Source organism: Natronoarchaeum mannanilyticum (assembly GCF_039522665.1).
GTDB classification, from domain to species: Archaea; Halobacteriota; Halobacteria; order Halobacteriales; family Natronoarchaeaceae; genus Natronoarchaeum; species Natronoarchaeum mannanilyticum.
Genome location: NZ_BAAADV010000006.1, coordinates 35,722 through 58,744, shown reverse-complemented (window position 1 = coordinate 58,744; position 23,023 = coordinate 35,722). Strand labels below are relative to the sequence as shown.

The following is a 23,023-nucleotide window of genomic DNA, read 5'->3' as shown; positions in this document are numbered from 1 at the left end:
TGAGGACTACTATATATGAATGAATGTTTCCCAACCGGCAATAACATCATCTAACTAGGAGAGATTATTTCCGCTTCTCTACCACGCTCCCCTTCAGATACCGCTCACTACGTGAAACAGTGGGGGTGGAGAGTTTATAAATAAACCCACTACGTGAAACTCACCCCCACTACGTGAAACGCCGGTTTTAAATACGATATCTGCGGTTGTCTATCTAATGTCGTACCGGCGTACAACATCGCCATTTGAGGATGCAGATGTACTAGAAGAGGACTATCAACCAGACGAGATTCTCGGTCGCGATGAGGAACTTGAACACCTCCGTACCGTGTTCCAGCCGATCATCGATGCGGAACCACCCCGAAACGCCTTCCTCTACGGACTCAGCGGACTCGGTAAGACGGCGTCGACGAAATACGAGATCAGCGAGCTCACCGACTCTGTCGCGAACTACGACGATATTTCGCTCGAAACGATCTGGTTGAACTGCAACGACTGTTCCTCCTCGTATCAAGTCGCGATCACCCTCGCGAATCAATTGTTGCCCGCACGTGATCAGTTACCGAGATCGGGTCTTCCGAAGAGCCAGGTGTACGAAACGCTGTTCGAGGCGTTAGACGCGATTGGAGACGGTGACACTGACGTTCGGGATTACGTGATTATTGTTCTCGACGAGGTCGACAACATCGGTTCACAAGACCGGATTCTTTACCAGATCCCCCGCGCACGGGCGAACGGTCGTCTCGAAAATGTCTGGCCCGCTCTGATCGGTATCAGTAACGATCTCAGTTTTAAAGAAGGCCTCTCCTCGAAAGTGACCTCTTCTCTCTGCGAGCACGAGATCACGTTTAGCAGCTACAACGCGACGGAGTTGCAGGAAATTCTCCTGCACCGAAGTCAGCGGGCATTCAAAGAGGGAACCATCAAAGACGGTGTCATCGAGCTTACGGCGGCGTACGGCGCTCAAGAAGGCGGTGACGCCAGATATGCGCTAGATCTGCTACGGCGAGGAGGGCAACTTGCCAAAGACGAAGAGGAAGTACGACTCGAACATATCGAACGGGCACGCGAAGAGCTCGAACGGGATCGGATGCTAGAGGCGATCGAGTCCATGGACAAGCACGAGCATATGACGATCGCGGCGCTGGTGACCTTACACCTCCAGAACGAGACGCCAGTCGGACGAAAGGAGTTGTATCCGGTGTACAGACAGTACGCCGAAGAGATCATCGGAGAGGTGAATGCGAGTCGCCGAGTTCACGATTATCTCTCGAATATGCACATGCTAGGACTGATCAAACGAGCAGAAGTCCAAGAGGGGATCGGAGAAGAAACCCGATTCGAGTACTCACTCGATTCGCTGTCTACAGAAATGGCCGTCCAAGCTCTTGAACGGCTTGACGTCCCCGGTCATCCGGAAACGAATAGAACAATCCCGAGCAAACTCCAGCAACTCCTCGGGGACTGAGGACTACGCTAGACCGCTGATCAAGAACACTCGCAAACTGGGGTGTCCGTAAAGAACGGGAACACTCGCAACGGTGGTTCCTTTGCATTGTACCTTACCGATCAACCACCACTACAAAAATTACCCCGAGAAAACCGAACCGCTACTCCCGAACCTTCTCGTTTTGCTGCGTCCCCTCGTTCACGTTCGCACTCTCGCTCGCTTTCGCGTTCCGCTGGCGCACCCGCGCCAGCGCCTCGAAGTAGTGGTCGATCTCGCGGTCGCGCTCGTCGAGGATCGTCTCCAGTTCGCGCCGCGAGAGGTCGACGGGGAACGTCATCGCGAGCTTGACGTCCTCGCCGTCGAGGCCGATCATCACCTGTCGGTCGCCGCCGTCGCGGTGCCAGCTGACGTGCACCTGCTCTGGGTCCATCGTTGACATCGGCGACTCACTCCACGGTGACGCTCTTGGCGAGGTTGCGCGGTTTGTCGATCGGGCGATCCAGGTAGTCGGCGACGTGGTACGCGACCAGCTGGAGCTGGACGTTCGCGAGCACGGCGGCGACGTCGGGATGGGCTTCGGGGATCGTCAGCGCGGCGTCGACGGTGTCGATCACTTCCCGGTTGTCCTCGCTGACGACGCCGATCACGGGCGCGCCGCGGGCTTGGACCTCCCGGACATTGCTCAGCGTTTTGTCGGTATGCCGACCGGTGAACACCGCGAACACGGGCGTGTTCGGCGTCACGAGCGCGAGCGGGCCGTGCTTGAGCTGCCCGGCGGCGAAGCCCTCGGCGTGCTCGTAGGTGATCTCCTTGAACTTCAGCGCGCCCTCCATCGCGACCGGGTGGGCGACGCCCCGGCCGATGAAGAAATACGAATCCATCGCCCGGTAGCGGTCGACGACCTCCATCGCTTGCGTCTCGTCTAACACGCGCTGGACCGTCTCGGGAAGGGTCGACAGTTCCGCGAGCAGCTGTCGGCTGTCCTCGCTCTCGGAGTCGGCCACGTCGCGGGCGAGCCGCTCGGCCAGCAGCCCCAGCGAGGCGACCTGCGAGGAGAACGTCTTCGTCGCGGCGACGCCGATCTCGGGCCCGGCACGGATGAACATCGCGTCGTCGCACTCGCGGGCGGCCGTCGAGCCGACGACGTTGGTCAGCGCGAGCGTGCGGGCACCGCCTTCGGCGGCCCGGCGCAGCGATTCGAGGGTGTCTGCTGTCTCGCCGCTCTGGGTGACGCCGATCACCAGCGTGTCGTCGTCGACGGGCGCCGGCGACATGGCGTACTCGCCGGCGCGGAACGTCTGGGCGCTGACGCCGCGCCGAGCGAGCAGCTGCTGGCCGTACAGCGCGGCGTGGTAGCTCGTGCCACAGGCGACGAACTGGATCGCCGAGACGTCCGCGAACGTCCCCGGCGGGAACTCCTCCAGGCTGACGCCGTCGGCACCGGGGGTGGAGACGCTGTCACCTCTCGAGGCCGCCTCGCTACCGTCGGTGACGATCGGTTCGCCCTCCTCGCTCGCGTCGATCCGCCCCTCGATCGTCTGGGCGAGCGCGGTGGGCTGCTCGCTGATCTCCTTGCGCATGAAGTGGTCGTACCGTCCCTTCTCGGCGTCTTCGGCGACCCAGTCGACCGTCCGGACCTCGCGGTCCAGCGGGTCGCCCTGACTGTCGACGATTTCGTACCCCTCGTCGGTGACGGTCACGACGTCGCCGTCCTCGAGGTAGACGACCCGATCGGTGAACTCCAGGAACGCGGGGACGTCGCTGGCCAGGTAGTGGCAGTCGTCGTCGATCCCCAGCACGAGCGGCGAGCCCTGCCGGGTCGCGTAGACGGCGTCGGCCTCGTCGGTCATCGCCGCGATGGCGTAGCTCCCCTGGAGCTGCTCGGCCATCCGGCGGAAGGCGACGTCGAGTTCGAGCCCGCGGTCGACGTGCTCCTCGAGCAGGTGCGGGATCACCTCGGTGTCGGTGTCGCTCTCGAACCGGTGGCCGCGCTCGCGGAGGTCGGCCTTCAGCGCCTCGTGGTTCTCGATGATGCCGTTGTGGACGACCGCGATCGACCCGGTGCAGTCGGTGTGGGGGTGGGCGTTGGCGTCGGTCGGCGGCCCGTGGGTGCTCCAGCGGGTGTGGCCGATCCCCATCGACCCCTCGGGGGGCGACTGCTCGACGCGGCTCTTGAGCTGGTCGATCTTCCCCTCGCGCTTGTGGACGGCGAGGCCGTGGCCGTTCTTGATCGCCACGCCGGCGGAGTCGTACCCCCGGTACTCCAGGTTCTCGAGGCCGGTCAGCAGTTCGTCGACGGCGTCGCCGCGCCCGATCCGGGCGGTGATGCCGCACATCGTCATCCACCCCCCGTGTCGGCGCCTCGGCGGCCATCAGCACCAGTCCGAAGATGGCTCGAGCGACGGCGAGTGCAGTTCGAGTTGCGGCGGAAGCGGTTCGAGTGTCGGTGCGATTGGTCGTGTCGTGAGTGCGTTGCGGACATGGGTTTCTCGCGCTGTACGCCCCGGCGGTTCCGGGAACTGGATACTGCCCCTGTCCCGTGCGCCACTCTTTGTTATTGATCGGGTGCCAGTTCGGCAGAAGGTACCTAGCACGGATAGGTTGGTTTTAGGACCTGTGAACTATCTTACTCCGGAGTACGGACTCGTCGGCATCTGGACTGACCGTCGGCGGCGACCGACGAACGTCATCCCCGCACAGCGCCCCATCGTCGACGGCAACGTCGCCCGTGCCCACCGCGGCTGAAAGCACTGGCTTCGCCGGCGGCTGCTCAGTCGTGTGCGTCGTCGTGAAAGGCGGACGCGGCGCTGACCGGCCCTTAGTCCTCGCGCGACTGGAGCACGGCACAGCCCGCCAGCGCGACGAGCATCGCGAGGACGATGACCGTCTGGACCCAGTCGGCCGGGAACAGTCCGGCCTGGCCGATCAGGAACAGCCCGCCGCCGATCAGCGTGATGCTCAGGTAGTAGCGGGGCCAGACCGTCTCCTCTTCGGACTGGTTGTCTAGATACTCGTCGAGCTGGTCGGCGTTCTCGCCGAGCTCGATCGTCCCCCGGTTGCGATCGAACTCGACGATGCCGGCGTCGTCCATCTTCGGCAGATGGCACTGGTAGAGCCCGACGTACACCCGTTTTCGCTCCCCCGACGTCAGCGCCGACACCGACTTGTCGTTCTCGAGGGCAGCCACGTGTTCGGCGAGCTCGCCCAGATCGACGGTGCCGTTCTCCTCGCGCCTGACGTACCGAAGCACCAGGCGCCGGCGTTTGTTCTTCAGTATCTCGAAGACGATATCGAGCGGGAGCGGCTCCGGTTCGACGGACTGCTCCGCCTCGGCCGGCTCCTCCTCGGATTCGACTTCGCCCTCGTCGTTCGTACGTTCCGCCTCCGGAACGTCCATGTCACTGCTGGTCATACGGCCCGGTCTCGCGGGTCGACGATTGCTGGTTGGTAGCGTACTCGCACGATTCGTACATCCCCATCATGTTTTTTGTAGGCACGTTGCCGTTTCTCCTCCCCGTAACTGGTCGGCGAGTCCCTCGGCGTCCCCGTTCTGTCCGATTGGGTAATCAACGCCCCGCATTTTAAAGTTAATTAAACCAAGGTGATGCTTCCGAACGTGACTAGGTGGCGCATCTTAACCGAATCAATCGCATCGCTACTCGAAACCGCCGTCAGGTAAGTCCCCGCTACGGGTTTGCCGTCCGAAAGGATCCCGTCGGCGTCGCCACAACAGCAGTCGCCCGCCTCCGGACTGTTCCGTCCCGTCGGCGTCGATCGTCGGTTTCGTGGCACCGGTAGGTGGCTTCTACTCGTCACCTTGGTCGTCCAAGGTGACGTATACTTACGTGAGTGAGCGAAGCAACTCGCAGCAATGTCGGAGGAATACGGATCTAGGGGAGAACAGGGGGATGCCGAACGCGACGACGGGCCGATCGAGTTCGACCGGTTGTTCTCGTGTCTCTCGACGGCGCGGCGTCGATACGCGCTGTACTGCATCGTCGAAACGCCGGCGACGGCGCTCTCGACAACCGAACTGGTCAACGAGCTGGCCGCACTCGAGAGGCGGGTGTCAGACGAGATCCCGCCCCGCGACGAGATCGAACTGTCACTTCGGCACACTCACTTACCGAAACTCTCGTCGGCCGGCGTAATCGACTACGACCCCGAAAGATCGGTCGTCAGTTACTGCGGCGGCCGACGAGCCGATCGCTGGCTCGCCCGGACGATGGACGCCGAACTCGATCGACCGATGGACTGACCGAACCGATTGATCGATCGAAATGAGGAGTTGATCGATACGACGGGCTGATCGGCGCGATACCTGCAGCGTTGACGGCAAGTTCGCGACGTCTGCCATAATATTTTTATTTCGTGCGATGTATTACCATAGGACAGGGAGCGTTACCGACCAGTATTGGCGTGACCCAGTCCCCATGAGAAATACAGACTATCACGACGGCCGCGACGAGCGTCGATCCGACGCGCACCGCTTCGAGTGGTCCGACGACGCCGCCCTCAGCATCACCGTCATCGAGGCCGTCGCGTCAGTTTCGGGGCGCGACCCGATCGATATCGAGCCTCTGAACAGGTACGTTGATCCGGACGCACTCGATGAGATCTTCGATCGTGGCGACGCCGCGACGTCGGCGCGCGGCCGGATCTCGTTCCCGCTCGAGGAGTATCTCGTGGTGGTTTACAGCGACGGCGATATTCTGGTGTATCCGCCGGAATAAACGTCGCTACGGTAGCTATCTCCGGACTTCGCGCTGTTCGATTTCTCCCGTCGCTTTCTCAAAACAGCTGGTGTCGCCGCGCAGCTCCCCCTCGTGCGGTAGCGAACCCGTCCCGATTACTGGTCGTCCATCGCCTGGACCTGCTCCTGGTAGCGATTTCGAATCGTGACGACGGTCACCTGCGCGACGTCGGCGACCTCGCGCTGGGTGAGCTCTTGGTCGCAGCGCTGGGCGGCCAGGTAGATCGCCGCGGCCGCACAGCCCGTCGGCGACTTGCCCGAGTGGAGGCCGCTGTCGACGGTCACGTCGACGATCTCCTTGGCGAGCTGGCGGACCTCCGAGTCGATCTCGAGCTGCGAGCAGAAGCGCGGCAGGTACTGCTTGGGGTCGACCGGCTCCATCACGAGGTTCAGCTGCTGGGAGATGTGCCGGTACGTGCGGCCGATCTCCTTGCGCTCGACCCGAGAGACCTCCGCGACCTCGTCGAGGCTGCGCGGGATCTCCTCCTGGCGGCAGGCGGCGTACAGCGCCGCGGTCGCGACGCCCTCGATCGACCGGCCGCGGATCAGGTCGGCGTCCAGCGCCTTCTGGTAGATGACGCTGGCGACCTCTCGCACCGAGTGAGGGACGCCCAGCGCGCTCGACATCCGCGAAATTTCCGAGAGCGCCTGCTTGAGGTTGCGTTCGCCGGCGTCGCCCGTTCGGATGCGCTGTTGCCACTTTCGCAGCCGCCGCATCCGGCTGCGCTGTTCGGGGCGGATCGTCCGCCCGTGGGCGTCCTTGTCCCGCCAGTCGATCTTGGTCGTCAGCCCCTGGTCGTGCATCAGCTCCGTCGTCGGCGCCCCCACGCGCGAGCGCTCCTGGCGCTCGGAGTGGTTGAACGCGCGCCACTCCGGCCCGTAGTCGATCGACTCGTCCTCGACGACCAGGCCGCACTCGTCGCAGACGAGTTCGTGCCGGTCGGAGTTGTGGACGAGCGTCCCCGAGTTACACTCGGAGCACGTCGACCCTTCGCGGGACTCTCCCTCTTCTTCGTCCGTGTGTTGCTTCGATCGGCTGTATGTGTTCATGTTTGACATGGTTTCGTCGGGACCGCTCCTTCCCCTGATGATACATTTATATCGGATGCCACCGCCGAGGGGTACTTAATCATCAGTGCTGTTCGTTCCTCAAACGGGGTGTGTCACCCTTAGTTATAAACTCGCTACAGCGGATCGCGTCGCTCGACGCGAGGCTTACCGCTGCGGGCGATTATGCGGCGTCTAAGCTAAGTATGCACTACCGGATCATCAGTCCATTTGCGCGCACGCGCGGAAGCGCGAACTCGACCCTACTCGGCTCGTGACCTGCGGTGCGGGCACGGTACCGTCCCCGCGCCGAGACACGTCGGCTTACTACCGTCGGCGGAGCCACGACCCCGGACGGGGTGATCGTCTCTCGACACTACACCGGGGGCGTCGGCTTCCGGATCAACGTCGCATTCGTCACAGGTCGGTCGACGCATAGTTCTGATCGACAGCGTGGGGTGGGGAATGTGGATACGAATTATCGATGAGGCTGAGGTCGACGATCGGATCGGAGACGACCGTTCGCATCTCCGGGTGGGACGCCGCGGTCGACCGAACGATCTGCACCGAACTACAATGTTTACACATTGTAGACATTCTATGCGCGTCTCGTCCCCACACGTGCGGTAATTATATACCAGTTGGTTGCGCATCGATACGTATCGACCGGAGCACAGTGCGCACATTCCAGACACTCCAGACATTCCACACATTGTAACGATGGACCGAACGAACGCAGTCAGCGTGGCGCTACAGAAAGGCGGCGTCGGAAAGACGACGATCGCGATCAACCTCGCCGAGCGACTCGCCGCCCGCGGCGACGACGTACTGCTGGTCGACCTCGACCAGCAGGGGAACGCGACCGAGGGCGTCGGACTGGCCGACGCCTACGAGGCCGACGTCCACCTCGGGCACGTGCTCGACGACGACGATCCGACGACGCCGGGCGATGTGATCCGCCCGGCCGCCGGCGAGACGGAGTTCGACGTGCTACCGGGGCACAAGGACCTCGACACCGTCGCTGACACGATCCGCAACACCCGCTTCGCGGAGCTGTGGGTCCGTCGGCGGATCGTCGAACCGCTCGTCGAGGACGGGTACGACCGCGTCGTGATCGACTCGCCGCCGAACCTCGGGCCGCTGTCGGACGCCTCGCTGATCGCCACCCAGAACGTGATCGTTCCGCTGCAGATGGCCGAGCCCAGCGTGTCAGGGTTCGAGCGCATGTACACCCAGCAGATCGTCCCTATCGACCGCGAGGTCGGGATCGACATCGCGGCGATCGTCCCGAACAAGCTCTCGGGCGACAACGAGGAAAAGCGCATCATCGGCGACCTCGAGGACTCGGAGTTCGGCGAATATCTCCCCGAGTTCGCCCGGTCGGACCAGTTCGGCGTCTCGCCGGGACCGGGTATCCGCGAGCGCATCTCGTTCCGCCGCGCCTGGCGCGAGGGCGTCCCGCTCGCCACCTACGACCCCGACAGCGACATGCTCGATCGGCTCGACGAGCTCGCCGCGGTCGTCCAGGACGGAGGTGTCACCGATGCCTGACGAGAACCGCTTCGCCGGGCTGAGCGACGCCGTCGACGAGGACGAGGAGGAGGAAGAGAGTACCGACGAGCCGGAGAGCGGCGAGTCCACAGACGGCGACGCCAGCGCGAACGCCGAAGGGGAAACGAGCGGTGTAGAAAGCTCGGAAAGTGCAGACATTGTAGACAGTTCAAACATTGCGGACATTCCAGAAAGTGCAGACAGTGCAAACATTGTAGAAAGTTCAGACAGCGTGGACGGCGGTAGCGGTTCGGACGGCACGGATAGCACGGACAGCGACGGAGCGCAGACGGCTACGTCGGCGGACGTCGAGAGGCAAGAGATGGATAGGTCAGACACTGCGGACGGCGCGGGAGCATCGGAAACGACGGATGTCGGGAGCGGTGAGGAAAGTGCAGATGGTGTGGACAGTTCAAACATTGTAGAAAGTGCAGACATTGCAGACAGTGTGGACATTGCGGACAGTGGGGACATTCCGGAGAGTGTCGACGCCGAGGGGGAGACTGAACCGTCGGACGACGAGCCCGCCCCGTCGATCGCGGGCTCGGCGTTCGGCTTCGACGACACCGAACAGCACTCGGTGTACGTCCGCTCGGACGCCTGGCAGCAGTTCGAGGACGCCGAGGCGCTCGTCGACGCCCGACTGCGGGCCGAGCACGACGTCCGGGATCTGACCGGGCGGGAGTTCCACGACGCCGTGTTGCGGGTGGCCAGCGAGCACGAGGACGAGCTGGTGGAGGCGATCCTGGCGGCGCGGAAGGAAGACTAGCGACGGCTCTCTGGTTGTTGGGTGACTGAGAGATAGTTCATTTCGTGTGCTTTTCGACCTACCGGGGACCGTGCCGACTGAGAGGGAGACAGTACATTTCGTGTGCTTTTTCGACTTCCCAGAGCCGTACCTACTGGGAGAGACAGTACATTTCGTGTGCTTTCTACTTCGACCGCGTGAGTGACGGTGCTTACTGCGAGAGAAAGAGAGTACATTTCGTGTGCTTTCGACGAGACAGCGGGTAGTCGATATGGAGGGGAAGACAGTAGATTTCGTGTGCTACCTTTCGTCAACCGCTGGCCCTTCTATTTCCTTGCGCGTTTCGATTACGATCTCTGGATCGAGATTGAGTTCGTACTCGTAGTACTGACCACCGCTCAGGCCCTGATTCCGCTCATATCGATGGAGGAATCCAAGCATGTGAAGGTCTGATAGATGGTCTTGTATGCTCTTCAACGTCGTCAGCGGATCGGCCCCGCAGGCTGAGGCAACTTCTTCGTACACGTCTTGGATTTCTTTCGATCGAACTGGTGTTTTTTCACGCTGCTCGAGATACGCGATCGCTTCGAGAACGTACTGTGCGTGGTCCGTCTGGTCAGAAATCCTATTTTTGAGCCGACCTCGTTGTACACGTTCTCGTGCTTCACCGATGTGCTCGTCCGTAACGCGGTTAGCACCTTGCCGAAGTGCTACTTCTCCACCGACGCGCAATAGGTCAATCGCCTGCCGTGCATTCCCCATGTCCTGTGCCGCAAGTGCCGCTGCTCTACGGATCGCCGACTGGTCGCACGTATCCTCGGCAAAGGCTTGGTTCGCTCGATCGCTGAGAATCGTCCCAAGTTCGGTCGCATCGTACGGGCTGAATGCGATTTCTGTTTCCATCAACGTGTCTTTCACTTTCGACGACAGCGTCTTCCGGAACGTGTAGTTGTTGCTGATGCCGATTATCCCCACTTGCGCTTCCGAAATATGGCCGTTCGATCGAGCCCGAGGTAGCTCATAAAGCAGCGTATCCACCTCGTCAAGATGATCAATCTCGTCAAACACCATCAGGTGCGTTCCTCCTATACGATCGAGTTGTCGATAGAGTTCCTCGAATGCGTCTCCGGTTCCAAGGCCCCGTTTTGGGAACGGACTAGCGTTCTCTGGTAGTAACGTATTCACCAACTGTCGGACTACCATGAAGACGGTCTTCCCGTTGCAGTTGATCTCGTGGATGAACAGCTCGTCAGCTTGCTCGCGCTCCTGAACTTCCTCTCGAAGAGCGCTCATCATATACTTCGTTACCGCTGTTTTCCCGAGTCCGGCTTTCCCGTACAGCATGACGTTTTCTGGCTCACGGCCAAATAGCACGTCCTGCAAGGCGTAGCGGTACTCCTCTATCTCTTCATCCCGCTCTAGAATCGTCTCGGGCTGATAGCTCTCTGTGAGTACTTTTTTATCAGCAAAAATGTCATCCGTCATATCATCGAACGGGTTCGTCATATTCAGTATACTATTCACATGCTACTTAAAACCTGACTTCGTTTGCTTCGTATGTTACAAGATTGGTCTGGTCTCGCCCATATAATAGTACCTGCATTCGCGAGCTTCGTGTGTATCTCTTCTATTAGCCAACCGCTATGATTAGGGCCTATTAGCGTTATATTGCGGTGAATCACGTAGCGGAGCACACGAAATACCCTCCCTTTTTCTCGCAATATCCGTCCATTTCTCTCCCTCTGGCTCACGGAAAGCACACGAAATGTACTCTCACTCTCTGAGCAACCCCACACCACTCTTGCGAGTGAAGATCGGAACTTCAGCGTCTAAACGGGCCTTCCGATGCGCTAATGACTGGAATGGGACTGTGGGGATCTCCAACAGACTCAGAACACTCGAAACGATATCGCTGTCATCTCCGAGCAGTACACACCACTTTTGCAAGTGAAGACCGGCCGCTCAGCGCCTCAAAATTCCTTTAGAGAAATACGACGACGAAAACGAGGCGGAGGGGATCCCGGACAGAGTCAGAATACTCGAAATGACCCATCTGTCTCCCCGGTTCTCTACGACGTCACTCTTCGTCCAGTACGTCCTCGATCCGCTCGCGTCGCTCCACGGCGTTCTGTTCCCGGTAGGCGTCGTGGGTCGTCTCGATCGACTCGTGGCGCAGCGTCTCCTGGGCCAGCTCGGCGTCGGCGGCGTACAGCCGATCGCCCAGCGCCCGGCGGCCGCCGTGGGGTTTGAGGTACTCGCCGTCGACGTCGACGCCGGCCGACTCGCAGAGCCGCTGCATGAGATTCCGGGCGCCGTTTTTCGAGAGCGCCGGCGGCGCGATCCCGTGGCGGCGCAGCAGTTCCGACGAACCGTGCTCGTCCAGCGCGGCCTCGATATCTTCGCCCGCCCATCCACGATCGGCGAGCCCCTCTCGCGCCGCGCCGGCCAGCGACGGCCGGTGGCGGGTCGGGAACACCGGCCACTCGTCGGTCGGCGGCGCCAGGACGCGCCGGTACCGGTCGAGCGCGTCGACGACGCCGTCGGTCAGCGCGATCGACTGACGCTCGCGGGTCTTCCCGAGCACGCGGGCGACGCCGCGGTCGAGGTCGACGTCGCCCCAGCGGAGGCCGTCGCGGTGCTCGTCGCGGGGATCGGCGAACACCTCGGCGCCGCGGACGCCGGTGAACGCCAGCATCGCGACGACCGCACGGTCGCGAAACGGCGTCGGGTCTGGGTCTTGAGACTCGTCCAGCTCTACGCGAACGCGCTCGTCGAGCGCGTCGAGCAGGGCGTCCCGCGCTTCGGATGACCAGAACTGTCGATCTCGATCGCCGTGGTACTCCGGGAGGGCGTCGCGGACCCGGTTCGGCCGGGCCGGGTTGGCGTCGAGTCGTTCGTCGTCGACGCACCACGAGAGGAACGCGCGCACGATCGTGAAGTACGGCCCGTTGGCGTGGGTCGAGGCCGCCGACAGCGCGTCGTCGGGATCGTCTGCACGGTTGCGCAGGTGCTGAGCGTAGCGCCGGCAGTCCAGTACCGTCAGCTCCTTCAGGTCGTCGACGCCTCGCTCCTCGCGAAGGAACTCGGCGAACCCCTCCAGTACGAGCTCGGTGTTCGCCCGGTAGTTGCCAGCATCGAGCGCGTCGAGACGCGCCTGGACGGCCGTCTCTATTGTGCTCACCCCGACGTCTTCTCCGGGGATTGCGTCCCGATCAGCCGGTTGCTCGTCCGAGTCCTCCATTCGCGTCGGCCGACGGCGGCCACCCACTTGTACTTACTGTGTCTTTCTCCTCTAAGACATAGTAATCTGTTTCAAGCTAATTCCCTGAATATCACTGGTTTGATGACCTGTACCTCTACAATCCTCAACAATAAACCACATTTCGATATAGGTATCGTGTGGTGGCCTTTGCACAGTGCATATCGGCCCTTTCTTTGGACGAAATCCGCGATATGAATGCCTCAACGACGGGTGCATACCGGAGAAAAGGCCCGTCGGGCCGATCTGATGCCGTAGAAGATACCTCGACGAGTTCACGAATATCCAAAAATTGCTCGACGAAGGGGTAATGCCGCAGAAATCGAATTATTATGGCTTTGGGAATCACTCGTGGCGCCCCTCGCATAGCGTATCGACCCATTCTTTGGGCGAACCCCGCGATATGTAATCTTCGGTAACCCTCGATAACGGGCTCATACCGGAGAAAAGTCCCGTCGGGCCGATCTGATGTCGTAGAAGATACCTCGACGGGTTCCTGGATATCGTGAATATCCAAAATCGAACGTTGATTGGTTTTCGGCGGTGGATGTTACGGCTGTCTGTCGTCGATAGAGTCCGTTACTAGCCTATCAGACTAGAAATGGTCTATCACGGCAACGGCAGTTCCAGTCTGCCGATCCGCCGCCAAAGACCGCGTTAAACACTGTATACTTCCGACCTGCCGACAGACAGGCACGGGGTATACGGCTTGTAACTATGGCCTATGCTCCCGTCGGACCGAACGTCACATGCCACACTGTGAGAACTGCGGTGGATTCGTCACCCGGAACTTCGTCCGAGTGTTCGGAGACAACCACGACAACGTGCAGGGGTGCATGGAGTGTTGCGATCGAACCGCGGTCAGAGAAGGCGGCGTCGTCGCGGAACCGACCACTTGAGGACTGTTCTCACCGACATCTCGGGACGGGTCTCCTCGCGACCGCCGATTTTGTGAGCGCTGTCGCGAACCGAAGCCCGTGCTCCGGATTGACGCCGTACACCCAATAATCGCGACGATAGAGGCTGGACGAGGTGCGACCCGCGATCGTCGCCTACGCCTGCAACATCGATCTATCATCGGACGCCGGATCGCAGTTCCACTGCAGCGCGGTTACAGTGGGGCTCCGACGAACTGGTCTCACCGAGTCGGTCGCGTGCTCACCGGCTACCAGTCGAGTATTGTTCGTATAGCGACTATAACTATATGTAGATATACGGTAGCCGGAGGTATGCAATCTAGTAGCAACCACCGCGCCGACAGCGACGGTGAGTTGCGCGAGAGCCCGGTAGGTACGTCGACCGACGAAGGTACGTCTCGGGCGAGCTCGCGTCCCGTTCCGGACGAGACCTCTGGCAGTCGATCGTCCGTGACGGACCGGACGTCGGTCGGAGATCGGCTGAAACGGCTCATCCTGCACAGCACCGGCGCCGCTGTCAGCGCACTGTCCGCGTTACCGGTCGTTTCGGCCGCGGGCGCAGCGGGTGGTGACACTGTCGGCGGCCCCGAACTCAACTGGAAGTGTTCGCTCGCGGCGGACGACGCCGAAGTCTGCGACGTCGCCGCGGCCGGCGACGGCGGCTACGTCGCCGTCGGCGCCGCCACGGACGGACAGGACGCCTGGATCGCAAATATCAACGCCGGAGGAACCGTCGAGTGGTCCTCGCACGTGGCCTGCGGCGACGGCACCGACGTCGCTCGATCCGTGGCGCCCGTCGTCGGCGGAGGCTACGCGTTTGCGGGGACGTCGACGTCGACCGACGAAAGCGACGTCTTCCTCGTCGGGACGGACCAGAACGGGACGCGGCAGTGGACACGCACGTTCGGCGGGTCCGCGTTCGACTTCTGCAGGGCGCTCGTCCAGACCCGCGACGGCGGGTTCGCGATCGCGGGCAGCACGCAGTCGAACGCCGACGAGGGCCAGGACATGTGGCTGCTCAAAACCGACGCCGAGGGACGGTTCGAGTGGGTCCGGACTTATAATCGGAGTTCGAGCGACGCACTCGGCGACGTCGTCGTAACCGGCGACGGCGGCTACGGGATCGTCGGCTCGACGTTCGGCGACGGAACCGACTGCTGGGTCGCTCGCGCGGACGCCGACGGCGCCATCGCCTGGGAACGGACGCTCTCGCGGAGCGATGTCGACGTCGCCCGGTCGATCGTGCAGACGGACGACGGCGGGTTCGCGATCGCCGGCCACACGATAATCGGGGATGACCGGCGGAAAGACGCCTGGCTCGCGAAGCTCAACGCCGGGGGGACCGTCGAGTGGCAGCGAACGTACGGTGAGGGAACCGACGACCTCGCCGTCGAGCTCGTCCGGACGGACGACGGCGGGTACGCGCTGCTGGGGACGACGATCACCGCCGGCCGCGAGCGCACGCTTCTCGTGACGACCGACGCGGCGGGCCGCCGGGAGTGGTTGCGGACACTCTCCGACAGCGGCTCCGTCCGGGCGGGACTGGCCGACGCGACGCCCGGGACGTACGTACTGGCCGGCACCGAATCTGGAGGGCGCGGCGGTCGCGACGCCGACGGGTGGGTGGCGCGGTACTCTGCCCCTGTCGACGGATCGGGTCCGTAGCAGATCCGGATATTCGTCGACTCTCCGCCGTATATTCGCCGTAACGATCGGAATACCGTCCATAACTAACTGGATCTTCTCTCCGTTAGATCACGAACAGGTGATGGTAATGGGGGAGCACTCGACGACTAATCGCAACAAGCGGATTCGCCGGTCCGGCTGCGCGTCGGCCCTTCGGCTGCGACCGGAGCCGACGACGGGCGGTAACCATGTATAAGGGAAAGACGATCGGCGTCGTCGTGCCCGCGTACAACGAGGGGGAGCTGGTCGGGGACGTCATCAGGACGCTCCCCGAGTTCGTCGACCGGGCGTTCGTGGTCGACGACTGCTCGACCGACGGCACCTGGCGGGAAATCAGGGAGGCCGCCCGCGAGGCGAACGACTGGGTCGACGGGCCGGAGCAGGAGAAGGTCCACGCTGACGGCGGGCGGCCGGTAGCCGGGCGGGTCGTGCCGATTCGCCACGAGAAAAATCGCGGCGTCGGCGGCGCGATCAAGACCGGCTACGAGCGCGCCCGCGACGAGGGGATCGACGTCACGGCGGTGATGAACGGCGACGGCCAGATGGACCCCGAGATTCTCGATCGAATCATCGACCCGATCGTCGAGGGCGAGGCCGACTACGCTAAGGGCAACAGGCTCTCTCGGAGCGAGCACCGCGATCAGATGTCGGCGTGGCGGCTGTTCGGCAACACGCTGCTGACCTTCCTCACCAAGGTCGTTAGCGGGTACTGGCGCATGTCGGATCCCCAGAACGGGTACACGGCGATCTCCTCGCGTGCGTTGACGGCGATCGACCTCGACGACCTGCACGACGACTACGGGTTCTGCAACGACCTGCTCGTCGCGCTGAACGTCCACGGGATGCGCGTCACGGACGTGGAGATGGCGGCGAAGTACGGCGACGAGGAGAGCCACATCAGGTACCGGCGGTTCGTTCCTCGTCTCTCCCGGCTGCTCGCCCGTCGCGCGCTCTGGCGATTCACGGTCAAGTACGTCGTCACCGACTTCCACCCGCTCGTACTGCTGTACGCGCTCGGTGCGGTCGGCATCGCCGGCGGGCTGGCGTACGCCGGCTGGTCGGTCCTCGCCGCGACGCCGACGCCGCTCGACGCCCTGCTCGCCCTGCTGACCGTCCTGCTGAGCAGCCTCTGTCTCACGCTCGCGATGATCTTCGACCGCCTCGACAACGCGTCGCTCGAACCCGACGTGAACGGGCAGCTCCACGAGCTCGAACGATGAACGCACGACGAGCTACCGACCCAGAACGATGAACGTGCTATCGATCGTCGGCGCCCGCCCGCAGTTCGTGAAGGCGGCCGCCGTCTCCCGGCAGCTCCGCGAGGATCACGACGAGACGCTGGTCCACACCGGCCAGCACTACGACGCCGAGCTGTCTGACGTGTTCTTCGAGGAGCTGGCGATCCCCGAGCCGGACCATCACCTCGGCGTCGGCTCTGATTCGCACGCCGCTCAGACCGCCGAGATGATGGTCGAACTCGAACGCGTTGTCCTCGACGCCAGTCCCGACGTGGTGCTCGTGTACGGCGACACGAACTCCACGCTCGCCGGGGCACTGGTCGCGTCCAAAGAATCGATTCCGCTCGCGCACGTCGAGGCCGGACTGCGCTCCGGCGACTTCTCGATGCCCGAGGAAGTCAACCGCGTGCTCACGGACCACTGCTCGGATCTGCTGTTCGCCCCGACGACGGCGGCCAGAAAGAACCTCGAATGCGAGGGCATCGTCGAGGGCGTGACGGTCCCGGGCGACGTCATGTACGACACGCTACTGCAGGTCCGCGATCGCCTCGACGATGGTGGAGATGGCATCGACGACGCTGGAGATCGCCTCGACGAGGGCGGAAGGATCGACGTCCACGAGACGATCGACGTGCCCGACGAGTTCGTGCTGGCGACCGTCCACCGCGCGAAAAATACGGACGACCCGGACCGACTCGCCGGCATCGTCGACGGACTCGGCGACTGCCCGTATCCGGTCGTCCTTCCCGCCCATCCGCGCACGGTCGCGGCGCTCCGCGAGTTCGACCTATGGGAGCGCGCGACCGAGAGCGTCGAGATCGTCGACCCGGTCGGGTACCTCTCCTTCGTCAGCCTCGTCGAGCGGGCCCGCTGCGTCGCGACGGACTCGGGCGGCGTCCAGAAGGAGGCGTTCTACCTGGACACGCCCTGCGTGACGCTGCGGGACACGACCGAGTGGACCGAGACCGTCGACGCCGGCTGGAACCGGCTCGTCGGCGCCGACGCCGAGCAAATCGCCGACGCCATCCGCTCCGCGGGCGACCTGCCGCCCAAGCCAGACCTGTACGGCAACGGTACCGCCGCGAGCCGCATCGTCCGAACGCTCGAACGGGAGGTAGGACAGTGACCGCTTCCTCGTCGCCGATCGGCGGCCACCACCCGCCCTCGGTCGTCGACGAGCTCGTCGACGACCAGGACGCCACCCGCGTCGACGCGCCGCTGCCGGGTGACGCCGAGTTCGCGCTCTGTCTCACCCACGACGTCGACCGGCCGTACAAGGGCCTGCCGTCGCTGTACTACGCGCTTCGGGAACGGCCACTGTATCATGCCCGGACGGCGCTGTCGTCGGCAAACCCCTACTGGCAGTTCGAATCGATCGCCGAACTGGAGGCGGACCTCGGCGTCCGGTCGGCCTTCTACTTCCTCGACGAGCAGCACCTCTTCCGCGACCGCCCACCGAGCGACTGGACGTCGCCGACACACTGGATCGAGCACCTGGGCCGGTACGACGTCGAGGCGCCCGACATCGCGCGCGCCGTGCGGGAGCTCGACGACGGCGGCTGGGAGGTCGGCCTGCACGGCTCGTACCACTCGCCGGACGACCAAGGTCGGTTACGCGAGGAAAAGAATCGCATCGAATCGGTGCTCGGCGATCGGATCGCCGGCGGCAGACAACACCATCTTCGACTTTCCTTCCCGGAGACGTGGCGCCACCACCGGGCGATCGGGCTGCGGTACGACGCCAGCCTGGGATCGGGCGAGACGGTCGGCTTCGACTACGGTTACCGGCCGCTGCGGCCGTTCGACGACGAGTTCGTCGCGTTCCCGTTGACGATCATGGAGCAGGCGCTCCCCGATCCCGGCGAGCGGTACGACGACGCCCGAGACGTCTGCGACCGCATCCTCGGGGAGGCGGCGCGCAACGACGCCGTCGCGACCGCGCTGTGGCATCCCCGGTACTTCAGCGACCGCGAGTTCCCGGGCTACCGACGCCTCTACCGCTGGCTGGTCGAGCGCGCGCTGGAGCTGGGCGCGTGGGTCGGATCGCCGCGCGCGCTGTACCGGTGGTTCGAGTCGGACGCCGACCCCGAGCGAGAGGTGGACCTCGACGCTGACTGCGAGCGTCCGGGCGATCGTGAACAAAATCGGCTCCGCAGTCCGATCCCCGGTGGTGACCGGTCACGATGAAAGCTGGTCGAACGCTCCTCGCGATGCTGCTAGTCGCGTCGCTCGTCGCTGCCGTCGCCCAGCCGCCGGGCGCCCGCTCCGCCGAGGAACCGCGTCAGACTGCGGTCGCCGACCACCACGAGACGACGTCGTACGTCGTCGAACAGAACGGCGTCTGCCGGCCGATCGAGCCGTTCGGATCCGGAGGAACGGTCGCGTCGTTCTACGACTACCGCTCGAACGTGACGACCGGCCTCGACTCGCAACCCGGCCGCAGCTCCTACGGGACAGAATCGTTCCAGTCCGCGAACGGGAGCGTCCTGTTCCTGCACGAGGGCTCCGACGGGCTGAGCCTCGGCGTCGTGCACGGCCAAATCAACGGGTCCGACGACGATGGCCAAACCAACGGCTCCGGCGGGCGGGCGACGATGGAGTTCGTCGGGCTCCCCGCCGACGCCGAGTGGGCCGTCCGCGACGACGCCGCCGGCCGAGCGGACAACTTCACGCGCGGCCCCGGATGGGCGCGCGGCGCCTGGTCCTGGCGGGCCGGCCGCACGGACGGCGGGGCGATCAACGGCGGTCTCGACGGGCGCTTCGCCGTCACGATCGACCCCGCCTTCGGCGTCGATCGCGGCGTCGAGTCGCTGGCCGTGGCGTCGAGCGACGGTTTCTCGGCGAACCGGACGTCGCTCCCGTCGCTCGACGCCCCGATCACGATCCGGACCGGCACCTGCGACGGCGCGTCGGTGAGCTACGACCGGACCGGCGACGGGATCGAGGCGTCGGTCACAGGCGCACGAGCCGACCACCCGGTGGCGCTCACGCCGCCCGCAGGACCGTCCGACAACGTGACGTTCGAGCGCGTGTCGGTTGAGGTCGCGAACGGCTCGTTCGCGCTCGGGTTCGGCGGCGCTGACTCCGGCGTCCCGCCTCAGGGCGTCGACGGCGCCGATCCTCTCACAGCTCTCTCTATGTCCGGCGATCTTCCCGACGGATCGAACGCCTCCGTCACGTTCTCCGTCAGCAAGGCCGCGTTCGACCCGAGCGCTCGGGACGACACCGCGGTCGTCCTCTACGAGCGCGCCGGCGAGTGGCGACCGGTCGCGACCGAACTGATCGAGGAGACGAGCGATGTCTACCGATTCAGAGCGAACGTGTCGGCGTTCGCCGATCTCGCGGTCGCCCCGCGACAGTCACTCGAAATCGTCGGCGTCAACCTCTCAGAGACGCGGATCAGCGAGGGCGAGACCGTCGACGTGAGGGTCACCGTCGCGAACGACGGCCAGTTCGACGGCGAGCGAACGATCCCGCTACGGGTGTTCGGCGAGCGCGTCGACGCTCGGGTGGTGTCCGCAGCGCCCGGGGAGAACCGGGCTATCGAGTACGAACAGCAGTTCGCCGCGCCGGGCAACTACACGGTCGAGGTACAAGACGAGCGGGCGACCGTCACCGTCGAGGCGCGACCCGACGGAGAGCCGAACGGAACCGACCCCGGAGACGGTCCCGAGGACAACGGTGACGACGCGCTACCCGGGTTCGGGCCCGCGATCGCCGTCGCCGCGCTGTCGGTACTCGCCGCGGTGTCGATCGCCCGACGCCGCATCCGAGGCTGACGCGGCGTCGAGAAGAGGGTTGACGAGCGGCGTCGCGACGCGATATCACGAGGTCGCACCGAACCGATCAGGCCCAGTCGACCACCGGTGCCGCTTCGCGCTCGCTCGGCGGCGCTTCGCCGAATCGCCGGACGCCGTCGACCGATTCGGCGTCGCCGCGCTCGGTCGCGACGTCGACGAGCAGCGACGTCAAGTTACACTTCTCGGCGAGGTACGCGTCGCGACGCCGCTCCCACTCCGCTGCCACGCCGTCGGCGTCGAGCAGCATCTCCGAGTGCTCCAGGACTTCGCCGAACGAGGCGAGGTTGAAGATGAGCCCTTCCTCCTCGAGTTCGAGGAAATTCCCCATGTCGTCGTCGCCGACGAACGAGTTCGAGCGGATCGCCGACGTCCCCAGCAGCGCCGCTTCGGTCACCATCGTCTGCGTGTCGGCGACCAGCAGCTCGGCCTCCGCGAGCGCGTCGTGGAGCAGCGCCGGATGCAGCGAGAACGGCTCCGCCGGCGTCTCCGCGAGGTCGATGTCCCTCCCCTCGTCGGAGACGAACACGGTCGATCGCTCGGCGAGGCTGTCGATCAGCTCGCGACAGTCCGCCTCGTCGATCCCGCCCTGGCCGACGTCGTGGTGCGAGCCGAACGCGTTCAGCCGGACGATCGCGTACGGCTCGTCGGTGCCGACGTCCAGACGGTCGCGGATCGACGAGTTAGGTTCGTACACCTCCGGGTGGAGATACGCGCACTCCTTGAACCCGGGAAACACGTGGTGGTTCTCGCCCAGTTCCTTGCGGAACGTATCGGGTGTGAGCACGGCGCGAGCCAGCGGCGTCGACACGGCGTGATCGAGCGACGTCGACTCCGAGTCGAGCACCAGCACCGACGGCGTCCGCGTGAGCGCCGCCGTGTGGGCGGCGTACCCGCCCATCCCGAAGATCAGGTCCGGGTCGAACCGGCGGACGTGATAGAGCGCCCTGGCGTAGTGTGCGGGCAGCCGGGCGAACAGCGACCCCTTCGCGGTGTCGCAGTAGCCGTACACCTCGTGGGGGAGGTCGTACCACTCGAGCAGCTCGACCGTGCAGCCGTAGTCCCGCGCGAGCACGAGCACGTCGTGCCCTCGCGTCCGGAGCTCGCCGACGACGTGCTTGTACAGGTGGACGTGCGCCGGCGTGTTCGCGAAAATCAGATATTTCATTCTTGGTCGAACAGCGGTCGTTGCAGCTGTTTGTTACCCGGCTCCTTCGGCGTCAGCGCGCTCGACCGGCGCTGCGGCATCAGCGGCGCCGTTCGCGGTGGTGCGTCGAAATGGCCCATTACCCCGTCGCAAGGGCCCGTATACAAGCCATAACAAAACCGCACCACTCCGGACAGTTGCACAAGCAGATGTATAGAGTCCCGAAGTGCCGTTGTCGTGCTCGCGTAGCGAACGCCGATTTCCGGGTCGGCGCAGGGAGGCATCGATGAGCAATCCTGACCTCCCGACGTCAGCGACCGACGCCGCGTCGCGACTGGCGACGCGGATACCCTCGGACGTGAGCGCGACGCTCGCGTTCCTGGTCGTCGTCAACCTCGCCCTCACGGTCGTCGGCGTCGAGTCGCCGCCGCTTCGGGTCGCCCTTGGAGCACCGCTGTTGCTGTTCCTCCCCGGCTACGTCCTCGTCACGACGCTGTTCCCGCGGACGTCCGTCCCGGAGGATCGACGGCGAGCCGGCGGGTGGAGCGTCGTCCCCGTCCAGTACTCCGAGATAGACGGCGCCGAGCGCGCCGCGCTGTCGTTCGGTCTGAGTCTCGCCGTACTGCCGCTGTTCGCGCTGGCGATCGCGTTCTCGCCGTGGCCGTACGCCGCCGACGTGGTCGTTCCCGGGCTCTCTCTGTTCGTCCTCGTGGGCGCCGCTGCGAGCGCAACCCGTCGCGGCGCCGTCGATCCCGACGTGCGCTTCGAGGTCCCGTTCCGGGCGTGGCTTCGGCGTCTCCGGAGTTTCATGTTCGACGGAAACGGCGTGAATGTGGCCGTGAACGTTGCGCTCGTCCTCAGTGTCGTTCTCTCGGTCGCGGTCGTCGGCTACGCGTTCGCGGCCCCCCAGGACGGCGAGCGCTACTCGGAGCTGACGCTGGTGACCGAGAACGAAAGCGGGGAGTACGTCGCTGGCGACTACCCCGAGAACTTCACCGCGGGCGAGGAACGCGATCTGACTGTTGGCGTCGAGAACAACGAGCAGGTCGAAACCGAGTACACGATCGTCACGCAGGTCGAGCGGGTCGACACCGACGCTAGCGGCGGCGGTGTAACCGTTCTCGAAATGAGCGAACTTCGACGTAGCTCGCTGGCGCTCGATCCCGGTGAGCGGCGCTACGACGACCACGCCGTCGCGCCCGAGACGACTGGCGAGGATCTCAGGCTCAGTTATTACTTGTACAAGGGTGATGCCCCCGGGACCCCCAGTGCGGAGACCGCGTATCGGCACGTCTACCTCTGGATCGACGTGTCGGACGAGCCCTTCGAACCGTAGACGCCGTGACGGTTCTGTCGAGTCTCCGCTTTCAGGGTAACTACCAGTTACTTTCAGGAATACCCACTATAACAAGGTACGCGTTGCCGGACGA

The 23,023-nt window shown here is 64.0% G+C and carries 19 protein-coding genes; 12 read left to right on the top strand and 7 right to left on the bottom strand.

Features of this window, described 5'->3' with window-relative positions:
• Positions 1-217: 217 nt before the first annotated feature.
• Positions 218-1,468, top strand: a complete 1,251-nt coding sequence (locus tag ABDZ81_RS13035; protein WP_343774431.1) for a Cdc6/Cdc18 family protein — start codon at positions 218-220, stop codon at positions 1,466-1,468.
• A gap of 142 nt (positions 1,469-1,610) precedes the next feature.
• Here the strand turns inward: ABDZ81_RS13035 and ABDZ81_RS13030 are convergent, their stop codons facing one another.
• The 3 genes from ABDZ81_RS13030 to ABDZ81_RS13020 all read right to left on the bottom strand — a co-directional run bounded on the left by ABDZ81_RS13030 (position 1,611) and on the right by ABDZ81_RS13020 (position 4,862).
• Positions 1,611-1,889 carry a hypothetical protein gene (locus ABDZ81_RS13030; RefSeq protein ID WP_343774429.1) on the bottom strand — a complete coding sequence of 93 codons (279 nt, stop codon included), beginning with the start codon at positions 1,887-1,889 and terminating at the stop codon, positions 1,611-1,613.
• A 7-nt stretch (positions 1,890-1,896) separates the two neighbouring features.
• On the bottom strand, positions 1,897-3,786 hold the full coding sequence (glmS, locus tag ABDZ81_RS13025; protein ID WP_343774428.1) for a glutamine--fructose-6-phosphate transaminase (isomerizing): 1,890 nt from the start codon (positions 3,784-3,786) through the stop codon (positions 1,897-1,899).
• A 482-nt stretch (positions 3,787-4,268) separates the two neighbouring features.
• Complete coding sequence (locus ABDZ81_RS13020; protein WP_343774427.1) at positions 4,269-4,862, bottom strand: DUF7344 domain-containing protein; 594 nt, start codon at positions 4,860-4,862, stop codon at positions 4,269-4,271.
• A 459-nt stretch (positions 4,863-5,321) separates the two neighbouring features.
• On the opposite strand from ABDZ81_RS13020, the gene ABDZ81_RS13015 reads away from it, so the two are divergent.
• Both ABDZ81_RS13015 and ABDZ81_RS13010 read left to right on the top strand, forming a co-directional pair.
• On the top strand, positions 5,322-5,708 hold the full coding sequence (locus tag ABDZ81_RS13015) for a DUF7344 domain-containing protein (RefSeq protein WP_343774426.1): 387 nt from the start codon (positions 5,322-5,324) through the stop codon (positions 5,706-5,708).
• A 118-nt stretch (positions 5,709-5,826) separates the two neighbouring features.
• On the top strand, positions 5,827-6,183 hold the full coding sequence (locus ABDZ81_RS13010; protein ID WP_343774425.1) for a HalOD1 output domain-containing protein: 357 nt from the start codon (positions 5,827-5,829) through the stop codon (positions 6,181-6,183).
• A 116-nt stretch (positions 6,184-6,299) separates the two neighbouring features.
• Here the strand turns inward: ABDZ81_RS13010 and ABDZ81_RS13005 are convergent, their stop codons facing one another.
• The gene (locus tag ABDZ81_RS13005) at positions 6,300-7,253 is read right to left on the bottom strand and encodes a transcription initiation factor IIB (protein WP_343774424.1); all 954 of its coding nucleotides are present in this window, start codon (positions 7,251-7,253) and stop codon (positions 6,300-6,302) included.
• 717 nt (positions 7,254-7,970) lie between these two features.
• Between ABDZ81_RS13005 and ABDZ81_RS13000 the strand changes: the two genes are divergently transcribed.
• A complete protein-coding gene (locus ABDZ81_RS13000) occupies positions 7,971-8,801 on the top strand; it encodes a ParA family protein (RefSeq protein ID WP_343774423.1) in 831 nt (276 codons plus the stop codon).
• Positions 8,794-9,570 carry a DUF7970 domain-containing protein gene (locus ABDZ81_RS12995; protein ID WP_343774421.1) on the top strand — a complete coding sequence of 259 codons (777 nt, stop codon included), beginning with the start codon at positions 8,794-8,796 and terminating at the stop codon, positions 9,568-9,570. The genes ABDZ81_RS13000 and ABDZ81_RS12995 overlap by 8 nt, the downstream gene beginning before the upstream one ends.
• Positions 9,571-9,849: 279 nt before the next feature.
• Here the strand turns inward: ABDZ81_RS12995 and ABDZ81_RS12990 are convergent, their stop codons facing one another.
• On the bottom strand, positions 9,850-11,055 hold the full coding sequence (locus tag ABDZ81_RS12990) for an orc1/cdc6 family replication initiation protein (protein ID WP_343774420.1): 1,206 nt from the start codon (positions 11,053-11,055) through the stop codon (positions 9,850-9,852).
• A gap of 571 nt (positions 11,056-11,626) precedes the next feature.
• Positions 11,627-12,790, bottom strand: a complete 1,164-nt coding sequence (locus ABDZ81_RS12985) for a tyrosine-type recombinase/integrase (protein ID WP_343774419.1) — start codon at positions 12,788-12,790, stop codon at positions 11,627-11,629.
• A 767-nt stretch (positions 12,791-13,557) separates the two neighbouring features.
• Here ABDZ81_RS12985 and ABDZ81_RS18165 point away from each other — a divergent pair.
• The 6 genes from ABDZ81_RS18165 (at position 13,558) to ABDZ81_RS12960 (ending at position 20,428) form a co-directional block, all read left to right on the top strand.
• Complete coding sequence (locus ABDZ81_RS18165) at positions 13,558-13,707, top strand: DUF7563 family protein (RefSeq protein WP_256394041.1); 150 nt, start codon at positions 13,558-13,560, stop codon at positions 13,705-13,707.
• 468 nt (positions 13,708-14,175) lie between these two features.
• Positions 14,176-15,390 carry a hypothetical protein gene (locus ABDZ81_RS12980; protein WP_343774418.1) on the top strand — a complete coding sequence of 405 codons (1,215 nt, stop codon included), beginning with the start codon at positions 14,176-14,178 and terminating at the stop codon, positions 15,388-15,390.
• Positions 15,391-15,599: 209 nt separating this feature from the next.
• The gene (locus tag ABDZ81_RS12975; RefSeq protein ID WP_343774417.1) at positions 15,600-16,631 is read left to right on the top strand and encodes a glycosyltransferase family 2 protein; all 1,032 of its coding nucleotides are present in this window, start codon (positions 15,600-15,602) and stop codon (positions 16,629-16,631) included.
• Between the two features lie 28 nt (positions 16,632-16,659).
• Complete coding sequence (wecB, locus tag ABDZ81_RS12970) at positions 16,660-17,775, top strand: non-hydrolyzing UDP-N-acetylglucosamine 2-epimerase (protein ID WP_343774416.1); 1,116 nt, start codon at positions 16,660-16,662, stop codon at positions 17,773-17,775.
• Entirely contained in the window at positions 17,772-18,836 is a 1,065-nt protein-coding gene (locus tag ABDZ81_RS12965; protein WP_425541912.1) for a polysaccharide deacetylase family protein, read from the top strand. The genes wecB and ABDZ81_RS12965 overlap by 4 nt, the downstream gene beginning before the upstream one ends.
• The gene (locus ABDZ81_RS12960) at positions 18,833-20,428 is read left to right on the top strand and encodes a COG1361 family protein (protein ID WP_343774415.1); all 1,596 of its coding nucleotides are present in this window, start codon (positions 18,833-18,835) and stop codon (positions 20,426-20,428) included. Before ABDZ81_RS12965 ends, ABDZ81_RS12960 begins: the two co-directional genes overlap by 4 nt.
• A 67-nt stretch (positions 20,429-20,495) precedes the next feature.
• Here the strand turns inward: ABDZ81_RS12960 and ABDZ81_RS12955 are convergent, their stop codons facing one another.
• Entirely contained in the window at positions 20,496-21,614 is a 1,119-nt protein-coding gene (locus ABDZ81_RS12955) for a DUF354 domain-containing protein (RefSeq protein WP_343774414.1), read from the bottom strand.
• Between the two features lie 265 nt (positions 21,615-21,879).
• On the opposite strand from ABDZ81_RS12955, the gene ABDZ81_RS12950 reads away from it, so the two are divergent.
• The gene (locus tag ABDZ81_RS12950; RefSeq protein WP_343774413.1) at positions 21,880-22,929 is read left to right on the top strand and encodes a DUF1616 domain-containing protein; all 1,050 of its coding nucleotides are present in this window, start codon (positions 21,880-21,882) and stop codon (positions 22,927-22,929) included.
• Positions 22,930-23,023: the final 94 nt, after the last annotated feature.

What these genes read in the sequence shown, in the direction of transcription:
- ABDZ81_RS13035 (WP_343774431.1), top strand. Translation starts at nt 218, where the DNA reads ATGTCGTACCGGCGTACAACATCGCCATTTGAGGATGCAGATGTACTA.
- ABDZ81_RS13030 (WP_343774429.1), bottom strand. Translation starts at nt 1,889, where the DNA reads ATGTCAACGATGGACCCAGAGCAGGTGCACGTCAGCTGGCACCGCGAC.
- glmS (WP_343774428.1), bottom strand. Translation starts at nt 3,786, where the DNA reads ATGTGCGGCATCACCGCCCGGATCGGGCGCGGCGACGCCGTCGACGAA.
- ABDZ81_RS13020 (WP_343774427.1), bottom strand. Translation starts at nt 4,862, where the DNA reads ATGACCAGCAGTGACATGGACGTTCCGGAGGCGGAACGTACGAACGAC.
- ABDZ81_RS13015 (WP_343774426.1), top strand. Translation starts at nt 5,322, where the DNA reads ATGTCGGAGGAATACGGATCTAGGGGAGAACAGGGGGATGCCGAACGC.
- ABDZ81_RS13010 (WP_343774425.1), top strand. Translation starts at nt 5,827, where the DNA reads ATGTATTACCATAGGACAGGGAGCGTTACCGACCAGTATTGGCGTGAC.
- ABDZ81_RS13005 (WP_343774424.1), bottom strand. Translation starts at nt 7,253, where the DNA reads ATGAACACATACAGCCGATCGAAGCAACACACGGACGAAGAAGAGGGA.
- ABDZ81_RS13000 (WP_343774423.1), top strand. Translation starts at nt 7,971, where the DNA reads ATGGACCGAACGAACGCAGTCAGCGTGGCGCTACAGAAAGGCGGCGTC.
- ABDZ81_RS12995 (WP_343774421.1), top strand. Translation starts at nt 8,794, where the DNA reads ATGCCTGACGAGAACCGCTTCGCCGGGCTGAGCGACGCCGTCGACGAG.
- ABDZ81_RS12990 (WP_343774420.1), bottom strand. Translation starts at nt 11,055, where the DNA reads ATGACGAACCCGTTCGATGATATGACGGATGACATTTTTGCTGATAAA.
- ABDZ81_RS12985 (WP_343774419.1), bottom strand. Translation starts at nt 12,790, where the DNA reads ATGGAGGACTCGGACGAGCAACCGGCTGATCGGGACGCAATCCCCGGA.
- ABDZ81_RS18165 (WP_256394041.1), top strand. Translation starts at nt 13,558, where the DNA reads ATGCCACACTGTGAGAACTGCGGTGGATTCGTCACCCGGAACTTCGTC.
- ABDZ81_RS12975 (WP_343774417.1), top strand. Translation starts at nt 15,600, where the DNA reads ATGTATAAGGGAAAGACGATCGGCGTCGTCGTGCCCGCGTACAACGAG.
- wecB (WP_343774416.1), top strand. Translation starts at nt 16,660, where the DNA reads ATGAACGTGCTATCGATCGTCGGCGCCCGCCCGCAGTTCGTGAAGGCG.
- ABDZ81_RS12960 (WP_343774415.1), top strand. Translation starts at nt 18,833, where the DNA reads ATGAAAGCTGGTCGAACGCTCCTCGCGATGCTGCTAGTCGCGTCGCTC.
- ABDZ81_RS12955 (WP_343774414.1), bottom strand. Translation starts at nt 21,614, where the DNA reads ATGAAATATCTGATTTTCGCGAACACGCCGGCGCACGTCCACCTGTAC.
- ABDZ81_RS12950 (WP_343774413.1), top strand. Translation starts at nt 21,880, where the DNA reads ATGAGCAATCCTGACCTCCCGACGTCAGCGACCGACGCCGCGTCGCGA.